We start from the raw sequence: 18,666 nt of genomic DNA, 5'->3' as shown, positions 1-18,666 counted from the left end.
ATAAATTATATAGCTGATGAAGAATATTTTAATTACTGGTGGAGCCGGGTTTATTGGTTCCCATTTGGTAAGGTTAATGGTAAATAAATATCCGGACTACCGTATTATCAATTTGGATAAGTTGACTTACGCGGGAAATCTCGCTAACTTGAAGGATGTGGAAAATATGCCGAATTACGAGTTCGTGAAAGCGGATATTTGTGACTTCGAACGGATGCGTGAGATTTTCTCTGAATATCATATTGACGGGGTTATACATTTGGCGGCAGAAAGCCACGTGGATCGCTCGATACGGGACCCGTTCTCTTTCGCGCAGACAAACGTGATGGGAACACTGAGTTTGTTGCAAGCTGCTAAATTGGCTTGGGACGGTAATTTTGATGATAAGTTGTTCTATCACGTTTCAACGGATGAAGTATACGGTTCTTTGCAACCGGATGGAGGCTTCTTCTTGGAAACGACAAAGTATGATCCTCATTCCCCGTATTCGGCATCAAAGGCTTCTTCCGATCATTTCGTCCGGGCTTATCATGATACCTACGGGTTGCCCGTGAAGATTTCGAACTGTTCGAATAATTACGGAACTTATCAGTTCCCGGAAAAGTTGATTCCGCTGTTTATTAACAATATCCGTCACAATAAGCCGCTTCCGGTATACGGAACGGGTGAGAACGTGCGGGATTGGCTGTTCGTGGAAGATCATGCCCGTGCCATAGATTTAATCTTCCATCAAGGAAAAATCGGGGACACGTATAATATCGGTGGTTTTAACGAGTGGAAAAATATAGACTTGATCAAGGTAATGATCAAAGTGACCGACCGTCTTCTGGGACGTCCGGAAGGTGCTTCCGAAAAATTAATCACTTACGTGACCGATCGCGCGGGACATGATTTGCGTTACGCTATCGACTCCACGAAACTGCACGAAGAATTGGGATGGGAACCCTCTTTGCAGTTCGAGGAAGGTATCGAGAAGACCGTGAAATGGTACTTGGAAAACCAAGATTGGTTGGATAATGTAACTAGTGGAGAGTACATGAATTATTACAAGGAAATGTACCATGTATAATTACTAAATTGAGATTGGAAATGCATGTTACATTTTCAATTTTCAATTTTCAATTTTCAATTGTAATGAAGGTAATAAAAACGGAAATTGAGGGGGCGGTTATTATTGAACCGCGGGTATTTGGAGATGAACGCGGTTATTTTTTCGAGAGTTATTCCGCTCGATGGTTCAACGAGAACGTGAGCGAAATCAATTTCGTGCAGGATAACGAGTCCAAATCCAAATACGGGGTATTGAGAGGATTGCATTATCAATTACCGCCTTACACGCAGGCAAAGCTGGTGAGGGTAGTGAAAGGCAAGGTATTGGATGTGGCTGTCGATATGCGGAAGGATTCACCTACACTTGGCAAACACGCGGTCGTGGAGTTGAGCGAGGAGAACAAACGGATGTTTTTCATCCCGAAGGGATTCGCGCATGGTTTCGTGGTATTGAGCGATGAGGTGATATTTCAATATAAATGTGACGAATTTTATGCCCCGGGACATGAGGCGGCTGTACGTTTCGATGATCCCGAACTGGGAATAGATTGGAAGATTCCGGCTGAAGATTTAATTTTGTCTGAAAAAGATAAGAAGCATCCGAATTTTCGGGAAGCGATATTGTTGTAAAAGAGGATAGAATGAAGAATTTTTTATTTGGACAGAACGGATTGGCTGCCAAGATCGTGCACACACGTTATCTTAGCCGTTGGATCGTGATGGGGTGTGATGTGCTGATATCCACCGGGGTGACGGTCTTTGCCTATTGGTTCGTCCGTTTCGTGAGAGAAGAGCCGGTAAGCTGGTCTGTTGTCGGGTGGCTGGCTATTTTTGCGGCGATAATCAGCGCGTTATCTTTTGCCGTATTACATTCGCATCGCATGGTGATGCGTTTTACAACTTTACGGGAAACATGGCGACTAGGTATAGCCATGTTATTGAAAGTCGTGATTTTGTATCCTTTGGTACACGTGATATACCCGGAGATTTCCGGTTGGCGTCTGATACTGGGAGGAATCTTGGATATGATGACAACGACGGTGGCTCTGGTATCTGTTCGCGTATTGCTCGTGACTATGTATGATTTCTTGAAAGTACGGGTAAACGGGGGACAGAAACGGGTGTTGATTTATGGTATGGATGATTGCAGTGCTTCATTGAGTAATGCCGTGTCCAATAGTTTTTTACCCTCTTACAAGGTGGCGGGGTACCTCACGATAGGGAAACGTTATAAACATTACCGTTTATCGGGAGAAAACGTTTATTTCGTCACGGGGGAAGAAGCTTTCAGCCGTTTGGTGAAGCGATTGAGAATAGAAGGGATCGTGTTTCCTAATTATCGGACAGCACAGGAAGAACAGAAACGGTTGGTGAATTATTGCCAGAAGTTGGGAATGGAAATGTTGGTATTGCCATCCGTGGAAGAAGTGAATGACGGGCAATTACCTCGTCCCCAGATGAAAGAAATCCGTCTGGAAGAATTGTTGGGGCGTGACGAGATCAAGATTAGTATGAAAGAGATCGGCGAGGGACTCGACGGGAAAGTGGTTATGGTGACAGGTGCCGCGGGTTCAATCGGAAGCGAATTGTGCCGTCAGTTGACTCGTTTCAATATAAAGCAATTGATATTTTTTGATTCTGCCGAAACGCCGATGCATAACATCCAACTGGAATTTACGGATAAATTCCCTAACACTCGTTTTGTGCCGGTGATAGGCGACGTGAGATCTAAGGAACGGGTGGATTTCGTGTTCCGGAATTATCGTCCTCAGGTTGTGTTCCACGCGGCAGCGTATAAGCACGTACCCTTGATGGAGTTGAATCCCTGTGAGGCTGTACGGGTAAACGTGTACGGTACGATGAACGTGGCGGATCATGCCGTTCGTTACGGGGTAGAACAGTTTGTCATGGTATCGACGGATAAGGCGGTGAACCCCACGAACGTGATGGGGGCTTCCAAGCGTTTGGCGGAAATTTACGTGCAAAGCCTTAGTGTCGCTATCCGGGATGGAGAACACGAGGGAATCACACGTTTTATCACGACACGGTTCGGGAACGTGTTAGGTTCTAACGGATCGGTAATCCCGAGATTCAGGGAACAGATTCGTAATGGAGGTCCCGTGACGGTGACGCACCCCGATATCATCCGTTATTTTATGACGATACCGGAGGCCTGCCGACTCGTGATGGAAGCGGGTATCATGGGAAAAGGCGGAGAGATTTATATATTTGAAATGGGACGTCCGGTTAAGATAGCTGATATGGCACGGAAGATGATCGAATTGTCGGGTTTTAATCCGGATAAAGATATCTCTATCATATACACGGGATTAAGACCGGGGGAAAAGCTATACGAGGAGTTGTTGAGCAATAAGGAGAATACTTTGCCCACGGCGCACGATAAAATTCGGGTAGCCAAGGTGAGAGAGTATAATTACAAGGAAGTTGCCAAAGAGTTGGATGTATTGAATGAATTGGCAGCATTGGTGAATATCCCGGAGATGGTAAAGATGATGAAAGACATCGTCCCGGAGTTTGTCAGTAAAAATTCCGAGTTCGAGAAGTTTGATAAAATAGTTGAAAATGTATAAATTAAAAACTCCTCCGTCTGCTTCGCAGCCACCTCCTCTATAAACAGAGGAGGAGTTGATGACTCTAACCAAAGACGGTGAGTAATTCAGCTCTCCCTCTGTTTATAGAGGGAGTACGGCGAAGCCGGGAGGGAGTTTTTTAAATTTAAAATCTAAAATCAGAAAGGTTTATGGCTAATATATTAGTTACAGGAGCGAACGGACAACTCGGAACCGAGTTAAGAAATAGAGGTTTTTCGTTATTGGACGACGTGTTTTACACGGACGTGGAGGAATTGGATATCACGAGCGCGAAAGCGGTATCGTCGTTTATTGAAACACATGAAATAGACACGATTATCAATTGTGCGGCTTATACCGCCGTGGATCAGGCAGAAGATGACGAGGAGCGTGCAGCCAAGATTAACCGTGATGCCGTGGCCAACTTGGCAAATGCAGCATTGCAACATGATTGTATATTGCTTCATATTTCGACGGATTACGTGTTTGACGGCACGGCAGACCAACCTTACACCGAGAAGAGTGCCACGAATCCGCAAACCGTGTACGGTCGGACAAAATTGGAAGGGGAAGAAGCTATAAAGAAATCGGGTTGTATGTATATTATCATCCGTACGGCATGGTTATATTCTGCTTACGGTCATAATTTCGTGAAGACAATAGCCCGTTTGGCGAACGAGCGGGACGAGATAAACGTGGTGAATGATCAGTGGGGCACGCCGACGTATGCCGGCGATCTGGCAGAAGCGATCATTAAAATCATGGAAAACGAGGATTTGCCCGAATGGGAAGGAATATATCATTTCACGAACGAGGGGGGCTGTACTTGGTATGATTTCGCGAAAGAGATCGTGGCTCTCGCGGGAGCGGATTGTAAAGTCAATCCGGTAACGACCGCCGAGTATCCCGTTAAGGCGAAACGCCCTGCTTACTCTGTTTTGGATAAAAAGAAAATTAAAGATACGTTTGAACTGGAAATCCGGGATTGGAGAGATGCATTAAAAACTTGCATGGCAACTTTTTAACGCGTACCTTCGCGGGCGTTTTTAGAAAAAGGAAAAAATGATTACAGTTTCGGATTTAGAGATTCAATTTGGGAAAAGGACGTTGTTTCGGGATGTGAATTTAAAGTTTACCCCGGGCAATTGTTATGGTGTGATAGGTGCTAACGGTGCCGGAAAATCTACTTTTTTAAGGATATTGAGCGGGGAATTGGACCCGACAAGAGGTACGGTCATGTTTGGTCCCGGGGAACGGTTGTCCGTGTTGAAACAGGATCACTTCGCGTTTGACGAGTGTACCGTGTTGGATACCGTGTTGCAGGGACATTCCTCTTTATGGAAAGTCATGCAGGAAAAGAATGCCATTTACATGAAAGAGGATTTCTCTGATGAGGATGGTATCCGTGCAGCCGAGTTGGAAGAACAATTTGCCGGGATGGACGGTTGGAATGCCGAGAGTGATGCCGCTAACTTGTTGAGTGGGTTGGGGATCAAAGAGAATCTGCATTATTCATTGATGAAAGATATAAGCGGTAAGCAAAAAGTGCGGGTGTTGTTGGCACAAGCGCTGTTTGGCAAACCGGATAATTTGTTACTGGACGAGCCCACGAATGATTTGGACTTGGAAACAGTGATGTGGTTGGAGAATTATTTGGCGAATTACGAGAATACCGTTTTAGTCGTGTCGCATGACCGCCACTTCTTGGATGCCGTTTGTACCCATTCCGTGGATATTGATTTCGGTAAGATACAGTTGTTCGCGGGTAATTATAGTTTCTGGTACGAGTCAAGCCAATTAGCGTTGCGTCAGGCTCAAGCCAAGAACAAAAAAGCCGAGGAGAAGAAAAAAGAATTACAGGAATTTATTTCTCGTTTCAGCGCTAACGTGGCGAAGTCCAAACAGACGACCAGTCGCAAAAAGATGTTGGAAAAGTTGAATGTCGAGGAGATCATGCCTTCTACGCGTAAATACCCGGGTATTATTTTTACCCCGGAACGGGAGGTGGGCGACCGTATTCTGGATGTCCGGAATTTGAGTAAGACCGTGGATGGACAAACTTTGTTCAAAAATGTCGAATTTACCGTGGAGAAGGGGGATAAGATTGCTTTCCTGTCCCGTGATCCGAGAGCGATGACGGCATTGTTGGAAATACTCACGGGCAATGATAAACCGGATACGGGTAGTTTCACGTGGGGTGTAACCATCACGAATGCTTATTTGCCTTTGGATAATTCGGCGTATTTCCAGACGGATATGACCTTGGTGGATTGGTTGGGGCAATATTCTGCCGACACGAGCGAAACTTTCTTGAGAGGTTTCCTTGGGAAGATGCTGTTCTCCGGTGAAGATATATACAAACGTGTAAAAGTATTGTCCGGGGGAGAGAAAATGCGTTGTATGATTGCCAAGATGATGTTGACTAACGCGAATGTACTGGTGCTGGACTCTCCGGCGAACCACTTGGATTTGGAGTCCATACAAGCATTTAACAACACATTGGTTGCGTTCAAAGGGGTAGTCTTGATGAATTCGCATGACCACGAGATCATACAAACCGTGTGTAACCGGATTATTGAACTGACTCCCGCGGGTATGATTGACAAGCGAATGGATTTCGACGATTATATCACCAACGAGAAGATCAAAGAGCAATTGAATCAAATGTATTGATTTTATAAATTAGGTTACTATTTGAATATTCGAAAATTGTACTATATTGTATGGTTTTCGAATATTTTTCATATATTTGTACTCAATATAGTTGAGGATATATGAAGTGTGTATTAGTGACCGGTGGTGCCGGTTTTTTAGGATCGCATCTGTGTGACCGATTGATTCAATCGGGTAGTCATGTGGTATGTTTGGACAATTTCTTCACGGGAACGAGGGAGAATATTAGTCATTTGATGGAACTTCCGAATTTTGAATTGGCAGAGAGGGATGTTATCTGGCCTTATATAAAAAACGTGGATGAAATCTATAATCTGGCTTGTCCAGCATCTCCGATTCATTATCAATATGATCCGGTAAAGACGATCAACACTTCCGTGTTGGGAATGGTGAATATGCTGGAATTGGCGAAAGGAGCGGGAGCCAAATTGCTCCAGGCTTCAACCAGTGAAGTATATGGCGATCCTGTCATTCATCCGCAGCAAGAGAGTTATTGGGGGAACGTGAATCCCATAGGAAAGCGCTCTTGTTATGATGAGGGAAAACGATGTGCCGAAACATTGTGCATGGATTATCACCGTCAATCGGAAGTTGTTGTAAAGATTGTTCGTATTTTTAATACTTATGGTCCCAGAATGTCAGAGAATGACGGGCGTGTGGTATCGAATTTCATTGTAAATGCTTTATCCGGGAAAGACATTGAAATATACGGTGACGGTACTCAAACACGGAGTTTCCAGTACGTGGATGACCTGATTGAAGGAATGATACGGATGATGGCAACGGAAGACGAGTTTACCGGACCTGTAAATATAGGGAATCCGGGTGAGTTCACGATGTTGGAATTGGCTCATCTGGTACTGGAGTTAACGGGCTCGAAATCTAAAATCGTGTACAAGATACTTCCGGAGGATGATCCGAGAAAGAGAAAACCGGATATCACTCTGGCAAAAACAAAATTAAACTGGGAACCTACGATACCTTTGAAAGAAGGATTATTGAAAACCATCGATTATTTTGAATCGGTAATGTAGTATTTGGTGTTTTTTATTTTTTGATAAAAAGGTAATTATGAGAAATTTATTATGCTGTTTAGTTTTAGGGGTGTTATTCACAGCATGCCACAAAGACGGTCCTTATAAAGGTGGGGATAAGGATTTGGTCGTTCCGTTAGATTTTAACTGGAAAACTTTAGAAAGACAAGATCTGAAACTGGATAAACCTTCGTCTGTTTATTTGGTAAAGAACGGTGAGGAGTTATTGATCGGGGATGGACTTGAAGCGGGCGAATATACATTTACGACGGGGATTAAAGGTGGGGAATTGAAAGTGAAACCTTCAGCTATGGCGTACTCTATTGCAAGAGCGCCGGGTGATGAGGTTCCTAACGGGCACCGGATGATTTATTATCCGGGTGAGGGGTATTGGGCGAGTATGATGGTTGAAGATGTTTTTCCTTGGTTGGGAGATCTGGATATGAATGATGTCGTATTTAATTTTAGATTAGGATACGAGACTATCAGTGATAATAATAATGGGAAAGAAGTGAAATCACTGACTATATGGATCAAACCGGTAGCTGTGGGTGGTGCTGCTTACAAGCAAGTAGGACTTGCTCTTAACTTTGTCAATAAATCCATGAAACATTTGGCTGTGAACAAAGTCAGCGGACAAGTATTCATGGAGGATGAAATGTTTACTCTAAACAAGAAAGGTAACGAAGAGGGGGAAGAATATATTGTCCCGTTGATCGGAAACTTGTATTCTTGTTTTGGGAAAGAAGGTGGTATTTTGAATACCGATCGCAATTTACCGCAATTTGACGCGGAGGAAGTAGTAATAAAAATCGAGTTTTCTCAGAAACCGAAATTAACCGAAATCCAATTGGAACCGGACAATGCGGGGAATATGATGGACTTGTTCGTTACTTTTGGTACAAGAGGCAAAGAAGTACACGTGAAAGGGCGTCCGGCAACGGCAAAGATGGATCCCGAATTGTTGCATCACGGTAATAATAGAAATTTTTCTTCTCCGGAAAATTGGGTTTGGGCATTGATTCTCGATACTCCGTTAAAATACCCGCAAGAGAGTAAGGCGATTTATGACGCTTATCCTGACTTTGAGAAATGGGTGAATGGCGAAGCAGGCTTTGAAACACAAGATAAGTGGAGTTTTAATTGTAATTCGGATTTAGTTTATTAATAGTAATATTATTATGATAGGACAGGGCGGATTTACGAATCCGCCCTGTTTGCTTTTTCCCAAGTTCCTTTCCCCTTATGCTTTTTCAAGTAGAAGAATCCTTTCAGTACATTCAAGTTCATGAAAGTGAAGTAGTACGGGATAAACAGTATCTTTACTTTGATTTGTTTTCTGGCAAGTGATGCCCCTGTCCAAGCTAACAGGTAGAAAATAACTTGAAGTACAAAAATAACACTATATAACGGGGTAAAATGTGTTGCGAGTACCAGAATCAGATTCACGGGTAATAGCAGGAAAAGGAGAATGGGAGTGATAGACCAGCGTAACACCCGGTGTGAGATATATTGAAAAGAGAGGAGCCCGTAACGGAAAGGATTAAGAAGAGGGCGTAGCCGTCGGATAGATTGAAGCCCTCCCGCGGCAATGCGTACCTTTCGTTTTTGTTCCTCTTCAATGTTAGCAGAACCGGATTCTATGGCGTATGCTTTGTCACAATAAGCTATTTTGTACCCCTGCATGGCAATGCGTAAAGAGAGAATAAAATCGTCGAGTAAAGTATCTTCCGCCATCGGGACGAATAATTCCGTCCGAATGGCAAATAACTCTCCGGCTGCACCTACCGCGGAATATAATCTTGAATCCCACGCTTTTAGTTTTGATTCATAACGCCAATAGAAGCCTTCGCCCCCGGAAGCCGCGTTGTCTTTGTCTTTTACTTCAATACGCTTCTCTCCGGCAACACAACCGACCTTTGTATCCGTGAAGCATCGTACAATTTCCAGAATAGCGTCGGCATTGAGCATCGTATTGGCATCCGTGAAAACAGTGTAAGGTGTTTCTATATATTGCATTCCTCTGTTGAGTGCGGCAGTTTTGCCTTTACGTTCCGGGGAAAAAAATACAGTTATGTCGGGGTAGACTCTCAACATACTGTTTGTCATGTCTGTCGAACCGTCCGTGATCCAAACCACGTTAAGTTTATCCTTCGGGTAATCGAGTTGCATACAATTATCCATCTTTGCCTTGACGATCTTTTCTTCATTATAGGCGGCGATAAAAAGCGTCACGTCGGGAAGATTCTCCGGAAGTGACAATGGTTGTGCCGGATGTCGTTTTCCCTTGAATTTGACGAGTATATATAGCAGTATCCCGTACCCGATAAAAGTGTAGAACACGATGAAAATGGAAATCCAGAATAATATTTGAAGAAACTGTATCATGTCTGTTATTTTAGATAAAACTCACTGGTAACCGGATTGTGGTCACTCCACTCCTTTTCCGGGGAGTAGTAGTCTATACATTTCAATTCGTCGGAATAGAAGATGAAATCAATTCGCAACAGCCGATGCAAACCCCGGAACGTGTAAGCGTAACCGTTTCCGCTTGTCTTGAAACTGTCTTTCAGTTCTCCTTTGATACGGTGATAGGTGTATGACGACGGAGTATCGTTAAAGTCCCCGCACACGATGGTCGGGACACCTGTCGTGTCGATAACTTGTCGCACGATATCGGCTTGCGTGGCTCTGAGTTTGAAGTTTTTGGATAGTTCTTGCGTGATATCCAGTACTACTTCTTCTTTTTGTTGTATATCCGTGTTTTGGAATACCGGATCATCCAGTAGTTTGCGTTTCCCGCTGAAATTGGTCGTTTGCAAATGGCAACTAATCACTCTTATCGTTTGCTCGCCGACTTGAATATCAGTCCACATGGCATCATTTGTCGCGGAGTTTAAAGGTATTTTGCCGGATTGCAGGATAGGGTATTTGCTGAAAATACCTATTCCCAACGTGGTAGAACCGGGTAAATACGTCACGGCATGATACGGTAGATTCAATAGCCGGGATAAAGTTTCTGCGTTGATTTTCGTGTCTTCCCGGTATTCTAAGAAACAAGCAATGTCTACATGATCGTTTTTCAGAAATTCGGAGATATAGTGTTGTGTTTCGAACTTCTCCCACGATTTGAATTTACCCGCGTTATAACTGGCGAGGCGTATGGGTAATTTGCCGTTTGGGGTTTCCGGCGATGAAACCGTAACTTGGAAAATAGACGTGAGATAGCCGATATTAAGAAAGATAGCTGCGACAGGAACAATTGCCCACCACCTCTTGCCGATAATCCAATAGACGAGTATAACGAGGTTTATGATTAAAACGACAGGCATGGCTAAACCGATAAACGTGATCCATGTCGATTCGTTCGGGTTAGTTTGTCCCGCCATGTACGCGGCAATACTGATCCCCGCCGCCACAAAACTGACCGGAATCATCAAGAGGGAGAAAAAATATCTGAGTGCTGCCATTATATTGTTATTCTAAAAGTACGCCGATGTTATATTGTAATAATGCAAATATATGCTATTTAGTACAAATTTTGGATAGATTGGAAAGAATTATTATACATGGTCTTTCTTTAACTCTACTTTCATTATAATCGGGTTATGGTCACTCCACGAGAGGCGGGGGGATTGATATTCCAACCCGATAAATGATTCGTTATAACCGATAAAATCTATTCGTAGCAATCCTTTGATGCCATTGAATGAATGTCCGTATCCTTTTCCTCTGTCCCGAAATCCGTCTGTTATATTTTTTCCGGCAATATGGTTGTAGGCAAAAGATACAGGAGTATCGTTGAAGTCGCCGCATACGATAACGGGATAACGGGTTGTGTCAATGATTTGTCTGACTTGTATGGATTGGTTGGCTCGTATATTGAAATTTTCTTTTAGTTGCTCCACGATGGTTACCAACGTGCGTGCCTGACCTTTCCAATCCTTGACGCTTTTATATTTTTCATATTTTTTGCTGTTGGGACTGACATTTGTGGTTTGTAAGTGATTATTAAAAACACGGATTGTATCTCCTTTAATTAGAATATCCGCCCACATGCTATTGTTCTGTTTTGAATTGAAATCAATTTCCCCGTATCGAATGATAGGGTAGCGGCTATAAATCGTGATTCCGAAATTAGCCCATGCCTCTTGTCTGTTAAAAAATACACATCGGTAGGGTAGACCGAAGCGTTCCTTTATCGCTATTGAGTCTTGTTGAGGTTCTTCGCAGTGTTCTTGAATACATAAAATGTCGATTTGATTATCTTCGACTACTTTTTTTATATTGTATTTCACGTTACGTGCGATCCAGAAAAATCCTTCCACGTTATAACTGGCAATGGTTATTTCGTTGTCTTTTATATAGGAGATATCTTCTTTCCAAGGTGATTGAAATATTCCCGTAAAATAATTGTAATTACATATGATTGTGATAAGTGGTAGGAGTACCCACCATTTTTTGCAAATAGCCCAAAAAATGAAAAGATATAAATTTGCGAAAATAATGCCGGGCATAAATAATCCTGCCAGCGCCGGAATCCACCAACTATTCGGGTTGGTATATGGCGCAAACACACCGGAAATTCCGATGAATGCCATACCGAGGGTTGCGGGTTTCATCAACAAGTAAAAGAAGAACCTTAATGCGGCCATTTTCTACAATTTGAAATAATCTGAGTTTATCATACACGGTGCAAAATTAGCAATATTGGCGTAAATTGGCTAATCTGCAGTTTAAAATTTATCGACATCGGTTTTCACTTCATTATATCAAGAACCTACTGAAATCCCACTGAAGATATACCCAGATAATACCGTAATCATACCCCTCTTTCGTTCTTCCTCCGTTTATCCTCTGGACATCCTATAATCTTTCATATAGAAACATTGGGGCAGAATTGCTCATACCCGGTTTAAAAGGAATGTCTTCCTTGGTTCTTCTTTGGGAATACATTGGGTTCTCTTTGGGATTTGAAAAGTATCTTATCCAGTCTTAGAAAATTTATTTATTCAGATTTAAATTTTGCTGTCATAATCATATGGTTCCATAGGTAATGTATGCGACCGACACCTAAGAAGGTGATATCGTGAAAGCCTTCATCAAGAAGTAGTTTGGTAAGAGTTGTTCGAGACCAAAATTTGATGTGTCCACCTACCCATAATGCACTATAGTGATAATCCATACGGTTGAAAAGAGCTAATATGATATTTTTTAGATACCCGTGATATGGGGTGGAAACAATAAATGTCCCCCCTTTATGTAATTCTAAAATGTTTCTGATAAATGTAATATATGTTCTCGGGTTATAAAGATGTTCAATTACTTCGGTTGAGATAATTGTTCCGAATGGAATATGAGAAAGTGCTTTTGGTAAGGTATTCAAGGAAATATCATTGACAAAAAAATGTCCAGAATGCTTATGATTTGCGATCTCAATGCCTTGCTCTGACGCATCTATGCCATACATATTGTAACCTTCATCTAATAATGTATTTGCTAAAAATCCGTTCCCACAGCCTACATCTAATATAGGTGAACCATCTTTGGGTAATATTTTCCGTAATGAAGGTAATAAAAGAGAATGATACGATTGAGGAGTATCATCTTGCCAGCCAAATTCTTGATATATTTGAGAATTCATAAGTAAGTAATTTATATGTTTTTATTATATGTTTTCGATAACTTTCTTCATTTGATTTTTCCATGAAAGAAATTGTATTGAATCTCTTATTTCTTGTGGAGATGTATTTAATTCGCAATAGAACAAGAGTAATTTTGTTATATCAACAGGCTCCTCGTTTGCAGGAATTTTCATGATGTAGGGCATGTCTTCGAAGTCATCATCTATTTCAGAATAGATAAAGGGAATCCCCCTCGCTGCATATTCTCGGTTTTTAAGAGTTTTGATGTTTGTTATGCCACTACGGTGACGAGCTAAACTACCAATTCCTAAATGGCATAATTCAAAAAGTGCATCAAGAGATTTTCCATGTTGTTGACCGTGGAGGATGACGTAAGGTTCTATATGATATTCTTTGATGATGGATACATATTCATGGCGTTCTCGTTGACTGAAAAAATCTCCGATAATGTGAAAATAGACTTTGTAATTTGGTTGCGTACTATAATAATTGGCAAGTCCTTTGATTAAACGATCAAATCCATGCCAGAAATGTATTTCTGCGACACCGATTAAATGAAGTTCTTGCGATACATCATTCTGTTGCTGTTTGACGGGAATTTCGTTGAAATCAATGCCATTGGATATTTGTAGGGTGGGAACACCGAAGATGGTGTTATAGTTTGAAAATGTAACTATTTTATCCAATAGTTTTGCCATTTTTTTTCTAAAACATTGATCCAATCGTAATTGTAATTTCATCTTAGTACTCACGTATTCTTGGTCGTAAGGATAAGTTGGAATTTCCATAACCACTCGGATACCAGCTTGTTTCATTTTACGAATCATGCGAATCGTGAATGGATTTGCATTATGAGCGGAACGTATGTAAACAAAATTGATTTGGTGTTGCATAGCGTAATTCACTATTGAATTAAACTCGATTCGTTTGTAGATTTTACTTTTTAATCCTTTCCCGTATGAAGCAATGATTTTATCGTCAACCATACGATACTTTCTGTCGCTTTTTTCTTCAAGGTAGCATAGGTGTGTCTCCACTCCGTTATTTGATAAAGCATGTACTTGGTAATGTATTTTTTTACTAATACCGTTGCTTGGATTGAAACCATGGAAGATGAGGAATAACGCTTTCATTATTTAGATTTTAATAACTTCATTAAATTGTATTCTTTCGTGGCAAAAATGTACACGATGCTAATCCCAGCGAAAGTAATGCCTTTTATAATCAGACTGATTAACAGGGGACTACTATTTAAGACCGGAGTTATAAGATATAGTGAAAGAAAAACAATGCTACCGAGTAAAGCGGGGGAACCTAATTGTTTCCAAAAGTGAATCATATGGCGTTGGAGTGTGAAATGGTACATTTGATAATAGCATTGAAGAAAACTGATAGAAAACGTAATTGTGATGCCCCAAGCTATGGCAGTAAGTGTTTTGAATAGAAATAAACCGATAAATATGCCTGTTACGTTGATAATTGACGAAAATAATCCACAAAAAAATAAACTGCGGGTGTCATTGGATGCTTGGAAGATAGAGCCTGACGTGGACATGATAATTTGAATTCCCACGGAAATAGATAATATTTGAAATACAGAAACAGAGGGGAGCCATTGGTGACCGAATACAATCAATGTAACTTCTTTGGCAGAAAACCAAAGGAATGCAGATAATGGTAGACCAATGAAAGCTAACAGACGAATAATTTTTTCATATGAGGTTGCTAAACGATTCAAATCATGTTGGTAATTGGAAAAGATCGGGTGCATGACAGGTGTGATGACATGAGTTATGTTTTGTAACGGGAGCATCATCAAACGATACGATTTCTCGTAATAACCAAGCGTGGACATATCCATATATTTGCCAATGAGAATTTTGTCAAGATTCCGACTGAAATAATTAATGATATTGAACATGAATTGATAAGCTGAAAACTTGAATATCTTTTTCATAGATATGATGCCCCAAGTCATTTTTAGGTGTTGCGGGTATTTGCGATAGGATATAATAAAAAGTAATATACTGGAAAAGATGGGATTTATAATTAGTGCGTAAAGACCTGCTCCGCAAAGTGCTGCAGTGATAGCGATTGTACCTCCGATTACTTGCACACTAAGGCTTCGCCAAGCTATAAATCTGAAAGATTTTGTTTTGTATAATAAGGCGTTGGGAACAATATTTGCCGAAGCAAAAAATAAATTTATGGATAATAATTGGGTGATAACAATCATACTTGATTGTTTGTAAAAGAATGCAATAGGCCATGAACAAAAGAAGAACAGGACGGTTAAAATTGTTCCACTCCAAATAGTAAATGAAAATATGTGGGTTAAGTCTTCTTGTTGAAGTTCTTTGTGCTGTATGATCGCCGGAGCAATACCTAAATCACTGAATATACCGAAAAAGGAAATAATAACTGTTACCACAGCTACAATCCCGAATTCTTCAGGTGCAATCAATCGTGCAAGTATTCCGGCAATAGCTAATGAGATAAAGATGCCTGAATATTTGGCAATTGCCGTGTAGAATACACCAGAAACGAGATCTTTCTTAATGGAGGACATGTAATTACTTTTTGAAAAAGGACTTGAATAATAAGATTTCAATTGTTTTGAATGACACGTATTTGAAATAATCAAAAATACTGCATTTGGCTATATATAAACGCTCTTTTAGAGGAAGATAGGAAGCATTCCATATTGCTGCATTAAGCATATTTGATAAATGAGTATCTATAATTTGGGCAACTTCCATTTTTTGTTTTTTGTATCTTTTCAATTCATTGGCTACGGTGAAATAGCCTTGTATGTTTTTGATAGAAAATTTGCGAGTCGTGATAGAATCTTTTCTTATGCGACGTTTAAAAAATATTTGTTTGATATATTTGACACGAGTGGCTGTCAAGTATAGCATTGCAGTATACAATTCATCTTCATGAATAATATGAGGGTAAAATTGAATATTATTTTCTTGAAGATAACTCAGACGAGTAAAACTAAGACAAGGTGATGTTCGGTAATTTGCCGTTTCATCTTGTATTTTTAATATTTCGATCCCGGACCATACTCTATCTTCTATTTGTAAATTGCGTTGGTAGCGATAGTTTCTTAGAATAGAGGCTTCATCAGTGAAACTATCTGCATCAAAAAAGACAAAATCTAACTGTTCGGAAGTACACTTTTGATAACATATTTCTAACGTATTTTTTTCCAGAAGATCGTCACTATCCATGAAATAGATAAATTCACCTGATGCTTTCTCAATTCCGACATTGCGAGATATAGATTGTCCTTGATTAATTTGCGAGAGTAATTTTATTCTATGATCTTGTTTTGCTAATTCCGTGATGACTGAGAGGCTATTATCTGTAGAACCGTCATTGATAATAATAATTTCAATATCATGAAGTGTTTGCTCCATAATGGATTCTACCGTTTGTTTCACGTATTGTTCCGTGTTATATACGGGTATAATTATACTAACCTTAATTTGTTCCATGGTATATTGTTAAGATTATTAGTTTATTTTTGTAAATAATCCTCTAAAGTCTGAATTTCTTTCTTATGATCAATAACTTCGAACAATTTTAATTTAATGATGTGCATTAATGCAGTGCCCGTTTTTTTCATTTCATTAAAAATGCTGCGGGGTGGAAATATTTTCTCAACCATATTCCTGTCCCATTTTTGTGTAAAAAAAGATAGATAATAATCATCTTGTGGATTTACGATGAAATCTATATTATCTTCCCATTCGTAACGGTTAAGCATTAAATCACCTTCGGTAAATCCTAATAATTTGTATGCTAAGGATTGGTATGGTAGGTAATTTAATAATAATTCCCCATAATCGGTTTTGTAGTTTCCTGGAACTAATTTTTTTGAATAAAGAATCAATTTATTATCTATATCCAGAATTACCCATTTGTGTGATTCTTTAGGGAATAGGAATTCACCAATGAGGCTAGGAGTCTCTATATAGCCTCGTTTTCCTACCCGGCAAATTTCGTTTATGAATAGTTTTGGATGTACCACGTGTTCCAATACTTGGTTGCAAATGACATAATCAAATTCCTTGTCTTTAAAGGGTAAGTGCTCGCCATCAGCTTGTATAAACTGTTGATGGGAGTAGATTTTGATATTTCCACATCGATGCTTGTTATCATCTATGTATTTATCTGCAATGACATTGGAACGGTAGGATGGATTGTGGCCGGAGCCGACTTCCAATACACGATCTTTCCTGTGTATGTACAAGTCATTCCTGTCGATTGGTTTGCGAGTTCTCATGGGATATTTTTTTTACGTTTTCCCATTCTTTTTTTTGGGAATTATATTGCTTGATAATTTTTACCGGATTACCAGCTGCAATAGAGAATGGCGGAATATTACGATTGACAATACTCCCGGCAGCGATGACTGAATGTTTGCCAATGGTGATACCTGCCAATATAACGGAATTTGCACCTATCCAAACATCGTTTTCAATTGTAATTCGGGAAGTGTTTACGCCTTGTGAAATGATCGTTTTATCCGGATTTTGATAGTTGTGATTGAGTCCTGAAACTGTAATATTTTGAGCAAGATTGACATCATCGCCTATCGTAACGGGACCGATTATAGTGTTGCCTAATCCAACTCTGCTTTTGGATCCGATGATAATGTCACCGACCATATTATTCATAGTAGAAAAACTTTCTATGACAGATTTTTCACCTATGATAAACGAATTAAACGGAACGATATCTTTTCGTACATTTCTATATATAATAGATCTTCGACCTTTTTTCAAATAAAGAGGTTGAAGTAATCTAATCCACCAGCGAGGACGGGTCTTTATAGGATGCACGATGGAATTAAGAACAAGTAATTTCAAACGTTGATTAGTTTTGAGTTTTTCTTTTATATTGTTTCTCATGTTCTTCTCGTTTATTGTCAGTTAAAATTCAAGGTTTGGATTTGCTCTGCTCCAAGATGTTGATGATTTGTTGTTCGGCATTTGTCTTTATCTTGAATTCAACCCGCCGAGAACGTTCTTGATCTTCCGTTTGGTCATTATTGTAAATAAGTTTACTGGAGGACAAACCGTTGGCAGTAAGCCTGTTTTTTGTCCAATTGAATAGTTCTTCATCCTTTATTTGGAATAACACGTATTCCAAAACTTTGCGTGTCCTGTCTTGAGAAAGTTCCATGTTGTTGAAATAAGCCTGACGGGAAGAGGGTTCTCCCTGCCATTCGCTGGAAGTATGTCCTTCGATACGAATTTCCTCAATATACTTTTTGTATTTCGGGTCAGTTAGGATTTGTATAAAACGAGGAAAAAAGCTGTCTAGGATACTTTTGAAATGATCGTTCAATTCTGCGCTTCCCACTTTAAACAGAATTTCGGGATTCTCGAAACGGATAGAAAGAGTCAATGAATCCAAGGCTGCGTTCCAAATTTGGAGATTCTTCGCAAATTCTTCCTTTAAATCATGAGTGATTTTCACTTGTGTTTTTTCATAAGTCTTTGCTATAGAAGTTATTTGACTATTTTTTTGCCCAATGCTTCTCATGTACACAACGGAAATAAAAAGAAAGATAATCATGAGTACAGACATCAAATCCGAGATTGACATCCATTGGTTTTCTTCTTTTGATGATTTAAATATCTTCATGATTTACAAATA

The 18,666-nt window shown here is 40.1% G+C and carries 17 protein-coding genes; 7 read left to right on the top strand and 10 right to left on the bottom strand.

The features are described from left to right. The first annotated feature begins 16 nt into the window (after positions 1 to 16). The 7 genes from rfbB (at position 17) to L0M98_RS10830 (ending at position 8,516) form a co-directional block, all read left to right on the top strand. The gene (gene rfbB, locus L0M98_RS10860) at positions 17 to 1,069 is read left to right on the top strand and encodes a dTDP-glucose 4,6-dehydratase (protein WP_227215869.1); all 1,053 of its coding nucleotides are present in this window, start codon (positions 17 to 19) and stop codon (positions 1,067 to 1,069) included. A gap of 65 nt (positions 1,070 to 1,134) precedes the next feature. Next, positions 1,135 to 1,680, top strand: coding sequence for a dTDP-4-dehydrorhamnose 3,5-epimerase (gene rfbC, locus L0M98_RS10855; RefSeq protein WP_099293591.1), 546 nt, complete (start codon positions 1,135 to 1,137; stop codon positions 1,678 to 1,680). A gap of 11 nt (positions 1,681 to 1,691) precedes the next feature. Further along, on the top strand, positions 1,692 to 3,641 hold the full coding sequence (locus L0M98_RS10850) for a polysaccharide biosynthesis protein (RefSeq protein ID WP_099293589.1): 1,950 nt from the start codon (positions 1,692 to 1,694) through the stop codon (positions 3,639 to 3,641). 170 nt (positions 3,642 to 3,811) lie between these two features. Beyond that, positions 3,812 to 4,666: a dTDP-4-dehydrorhamnose reductase gene (gene rfbD / locus L0M98_RS10845; RefSeq protein ID WP_227215868.1), complete on the top strand. Its 855-nt coding sequence runs from the start codon at positions 3,812 to 3,814 to the stop codon at positions 4,664 to 4,666. Positions 4,667 to 4,703: 37 nt separating this feature from the next. After that, on the top strand, positions 4,704 to 6,314 hold the full coding sequence (locus tag L0M98_RS10840; protein WP_227215867.1) for an ABC-F family ATP-binding cassette domain-containing protein: 1,611 nt from the start codon (positions 4,704 to 4,706) through the stop codon (positions 6,312 to 6,314). A gap of 101 nt (positions 6,315 to 6,415) precedes the next feature. Next, the gene (locus tag L0M98_RS10835; RefSeq protein ID WP_186976341.1) at positions 6,416 to 7,348 is read left to right on the top strand and encodes a UDP-glucuronic acid decarboxylase family protein; all 933 of its coding nucleotides are present in this window, start codon (positions 6,416 to 6,418) and stop codon (positions 7,346 to 7,348) included. A 37-nt stretch (positions 7,349 to 7,385) separates the two neighbouring features. Continuing rightward, entirely contained in the window at positions 7,386 to 8,516 is a 1,131-nt protein-coding gene (locus L0M98_RS10830) for an LruC domain-containing protein (protein WP_227215866.1), read from the top strand. 32 nt (positions 8,517 to 8,548) lie between these two features. Here L0M98_RS10830 and L0M98_RS10825 read toward each other — a convergent pair whose 3' ends face one another. From L0M98_RS10825 to L0M98_RS10780, 10 genes are all read right to left on the bottom strand, one after another. Beyond that, positions 8,549 to 9,736: a glycosyltransferase family 2 protein gene (locus L0M98_RS10825; protein ID WP_227215865.1), complete on the bottom strand. Its 1,188-nt coding sequence runs from the start codon at positions 9,734 to 9,736 to the stop codon at positions 8,549 to 8,551. Positions 9,737 to 9,741: 5 nt separating this feature from the next. After that, the gene (locus tag L0M98_RS10820) at positions 9,742 to 10,818 is read right to left on the bottom strand and encodes an endonuclease/exonuclease/phosphatase family protein (RefSeq protein WP_227215864.1); all 1,077 of its coding nucleotides are present in this window, start codon (positions 10,816 to 10,818) and stop codon (positions 9,742 to 9,744) included. Positions 10,819 to 10,911: 93 nt separating this feature from the next. Then, positions 10,912 to 12,003 (bottom strand): endonuclease/exonuclease/phosphatase family protein, encoded by a 1,092-nt coding sequence (locus L0M98_RS10815; RefSeq protein ID WP_227215863.1) that lies wholly within the window; start codon positions 12,001 to 12,003, stop codon positions 10,912 to 10,914. A gap of 353 nt (positions 12,004 to 12,356) precedes the next feature. After that, positions 12,357 to 12,992, bottom strand: coding sequence for a class I SAM-dependent methyltransferase (locus L0M98_RS10810; protein WP_227215862.1), 636 nt, complete (start codon positions 12,990 to 12,992; stop codon positions 12,357 to 12,359). Positions 12,993 to 13,016: 24 nt separating this feature from the next. Next, positions 13,017 to 14,126, bottom strand: a complete 1,110-nt coding sequence (locus L0M98_RS10805; protein ID WP_227215861.1) for a glycosyltransferase family 1 protein — start codon at positions 14,124 to 14,126, stop codon at positions 13,017 to 13,019. Next, positions 14,126 to 15,562: a lipopolysaccharide biosynthesis protein gene (locus L0M98_RS10800; RefSeq protein WP_227215860.1), complete on the bottom strand. Its 1,437-nt coding sequence runs from the start codon at positions 15,560 to 15,562 to the stop codon at positions 14,126 to 14,128. Before L0M98_RS10800 ends, L0M98_RS10805 begins: the two co-directional genes overlap by 1 nt. Before the next feature lie 4 nt (positions 15,563 to 15,566). Beyond that, on the bottom strand, positions 15,567 to 16,496 hold the full coding sequence (locus L0M98_RS10795; RefSeq protein ID WP_227215859.1) for a glycosyltransferase: 930 nt from the start codon (positions 16,494 to 16,496) through the stop codon (positions 15,567 to 15,569). A gap of 23 nt (positions 16,497 to 16,519) precedes the next feature. Then, positions 16,520 to 17,287: a class I SAM-dependent methyltransferase gene (locus L0M98_RS10790; protein WP_227215858.1), complete on the bottom strand. Its 768-nt coding sequence runs from the start codon at positions 17,285 to 17,287 to the stop codon at positions 16,520 to 16,522. Continuing rightward, positions 17,256 to 17,915 carry an acyltransferase gene (locus L0M98_RS10785; protein WP_227215857.1) on the bottom strand — a complete coding sequence of 220 codons (660 nt, stop codon included), beginning with the start codon at positions 17,913 to 17,915 and terminating at the stop codon, positions 17,256 to 17,258. Before L0M98_RS10785 ends, L0M98_RS10790 begins: the two co-directional genes overlap by 32 nt. A 28-nt stretch (positions 17,916 to 17,943) precedes the next feature. Beyond that, positions 17,944 to 18,654 carry an OmpA/MotB family protein gene (locus tag L0M98_RS10780; RefSeq protein ID WP_227215856.1) on the bottom strand — a complete coding sequence of 237 codons (711 nt, stop codon included), beginning with the start codon at positions 18,652 to 18,654 and terminating at the stop codon, positions 17,944 to 17,946. Between the last annotated feature and the right edge of the window lie 12 nt (positions 18,655 to 18,666).

The organism is Butyricimonas sp. DFI.6.44, from assembly GCF_022132345.1.
GTDB lineage: Bacteria > Bacteroidota > Bacteroidia > Bacteroidales > Marinifilaceae > Butyricimonas > Butyricimonas muris.
Note: the sequence above shows the minus strand (reverse complement) of the source record. Positions and strands in the feature narration are given on the sequence as shown.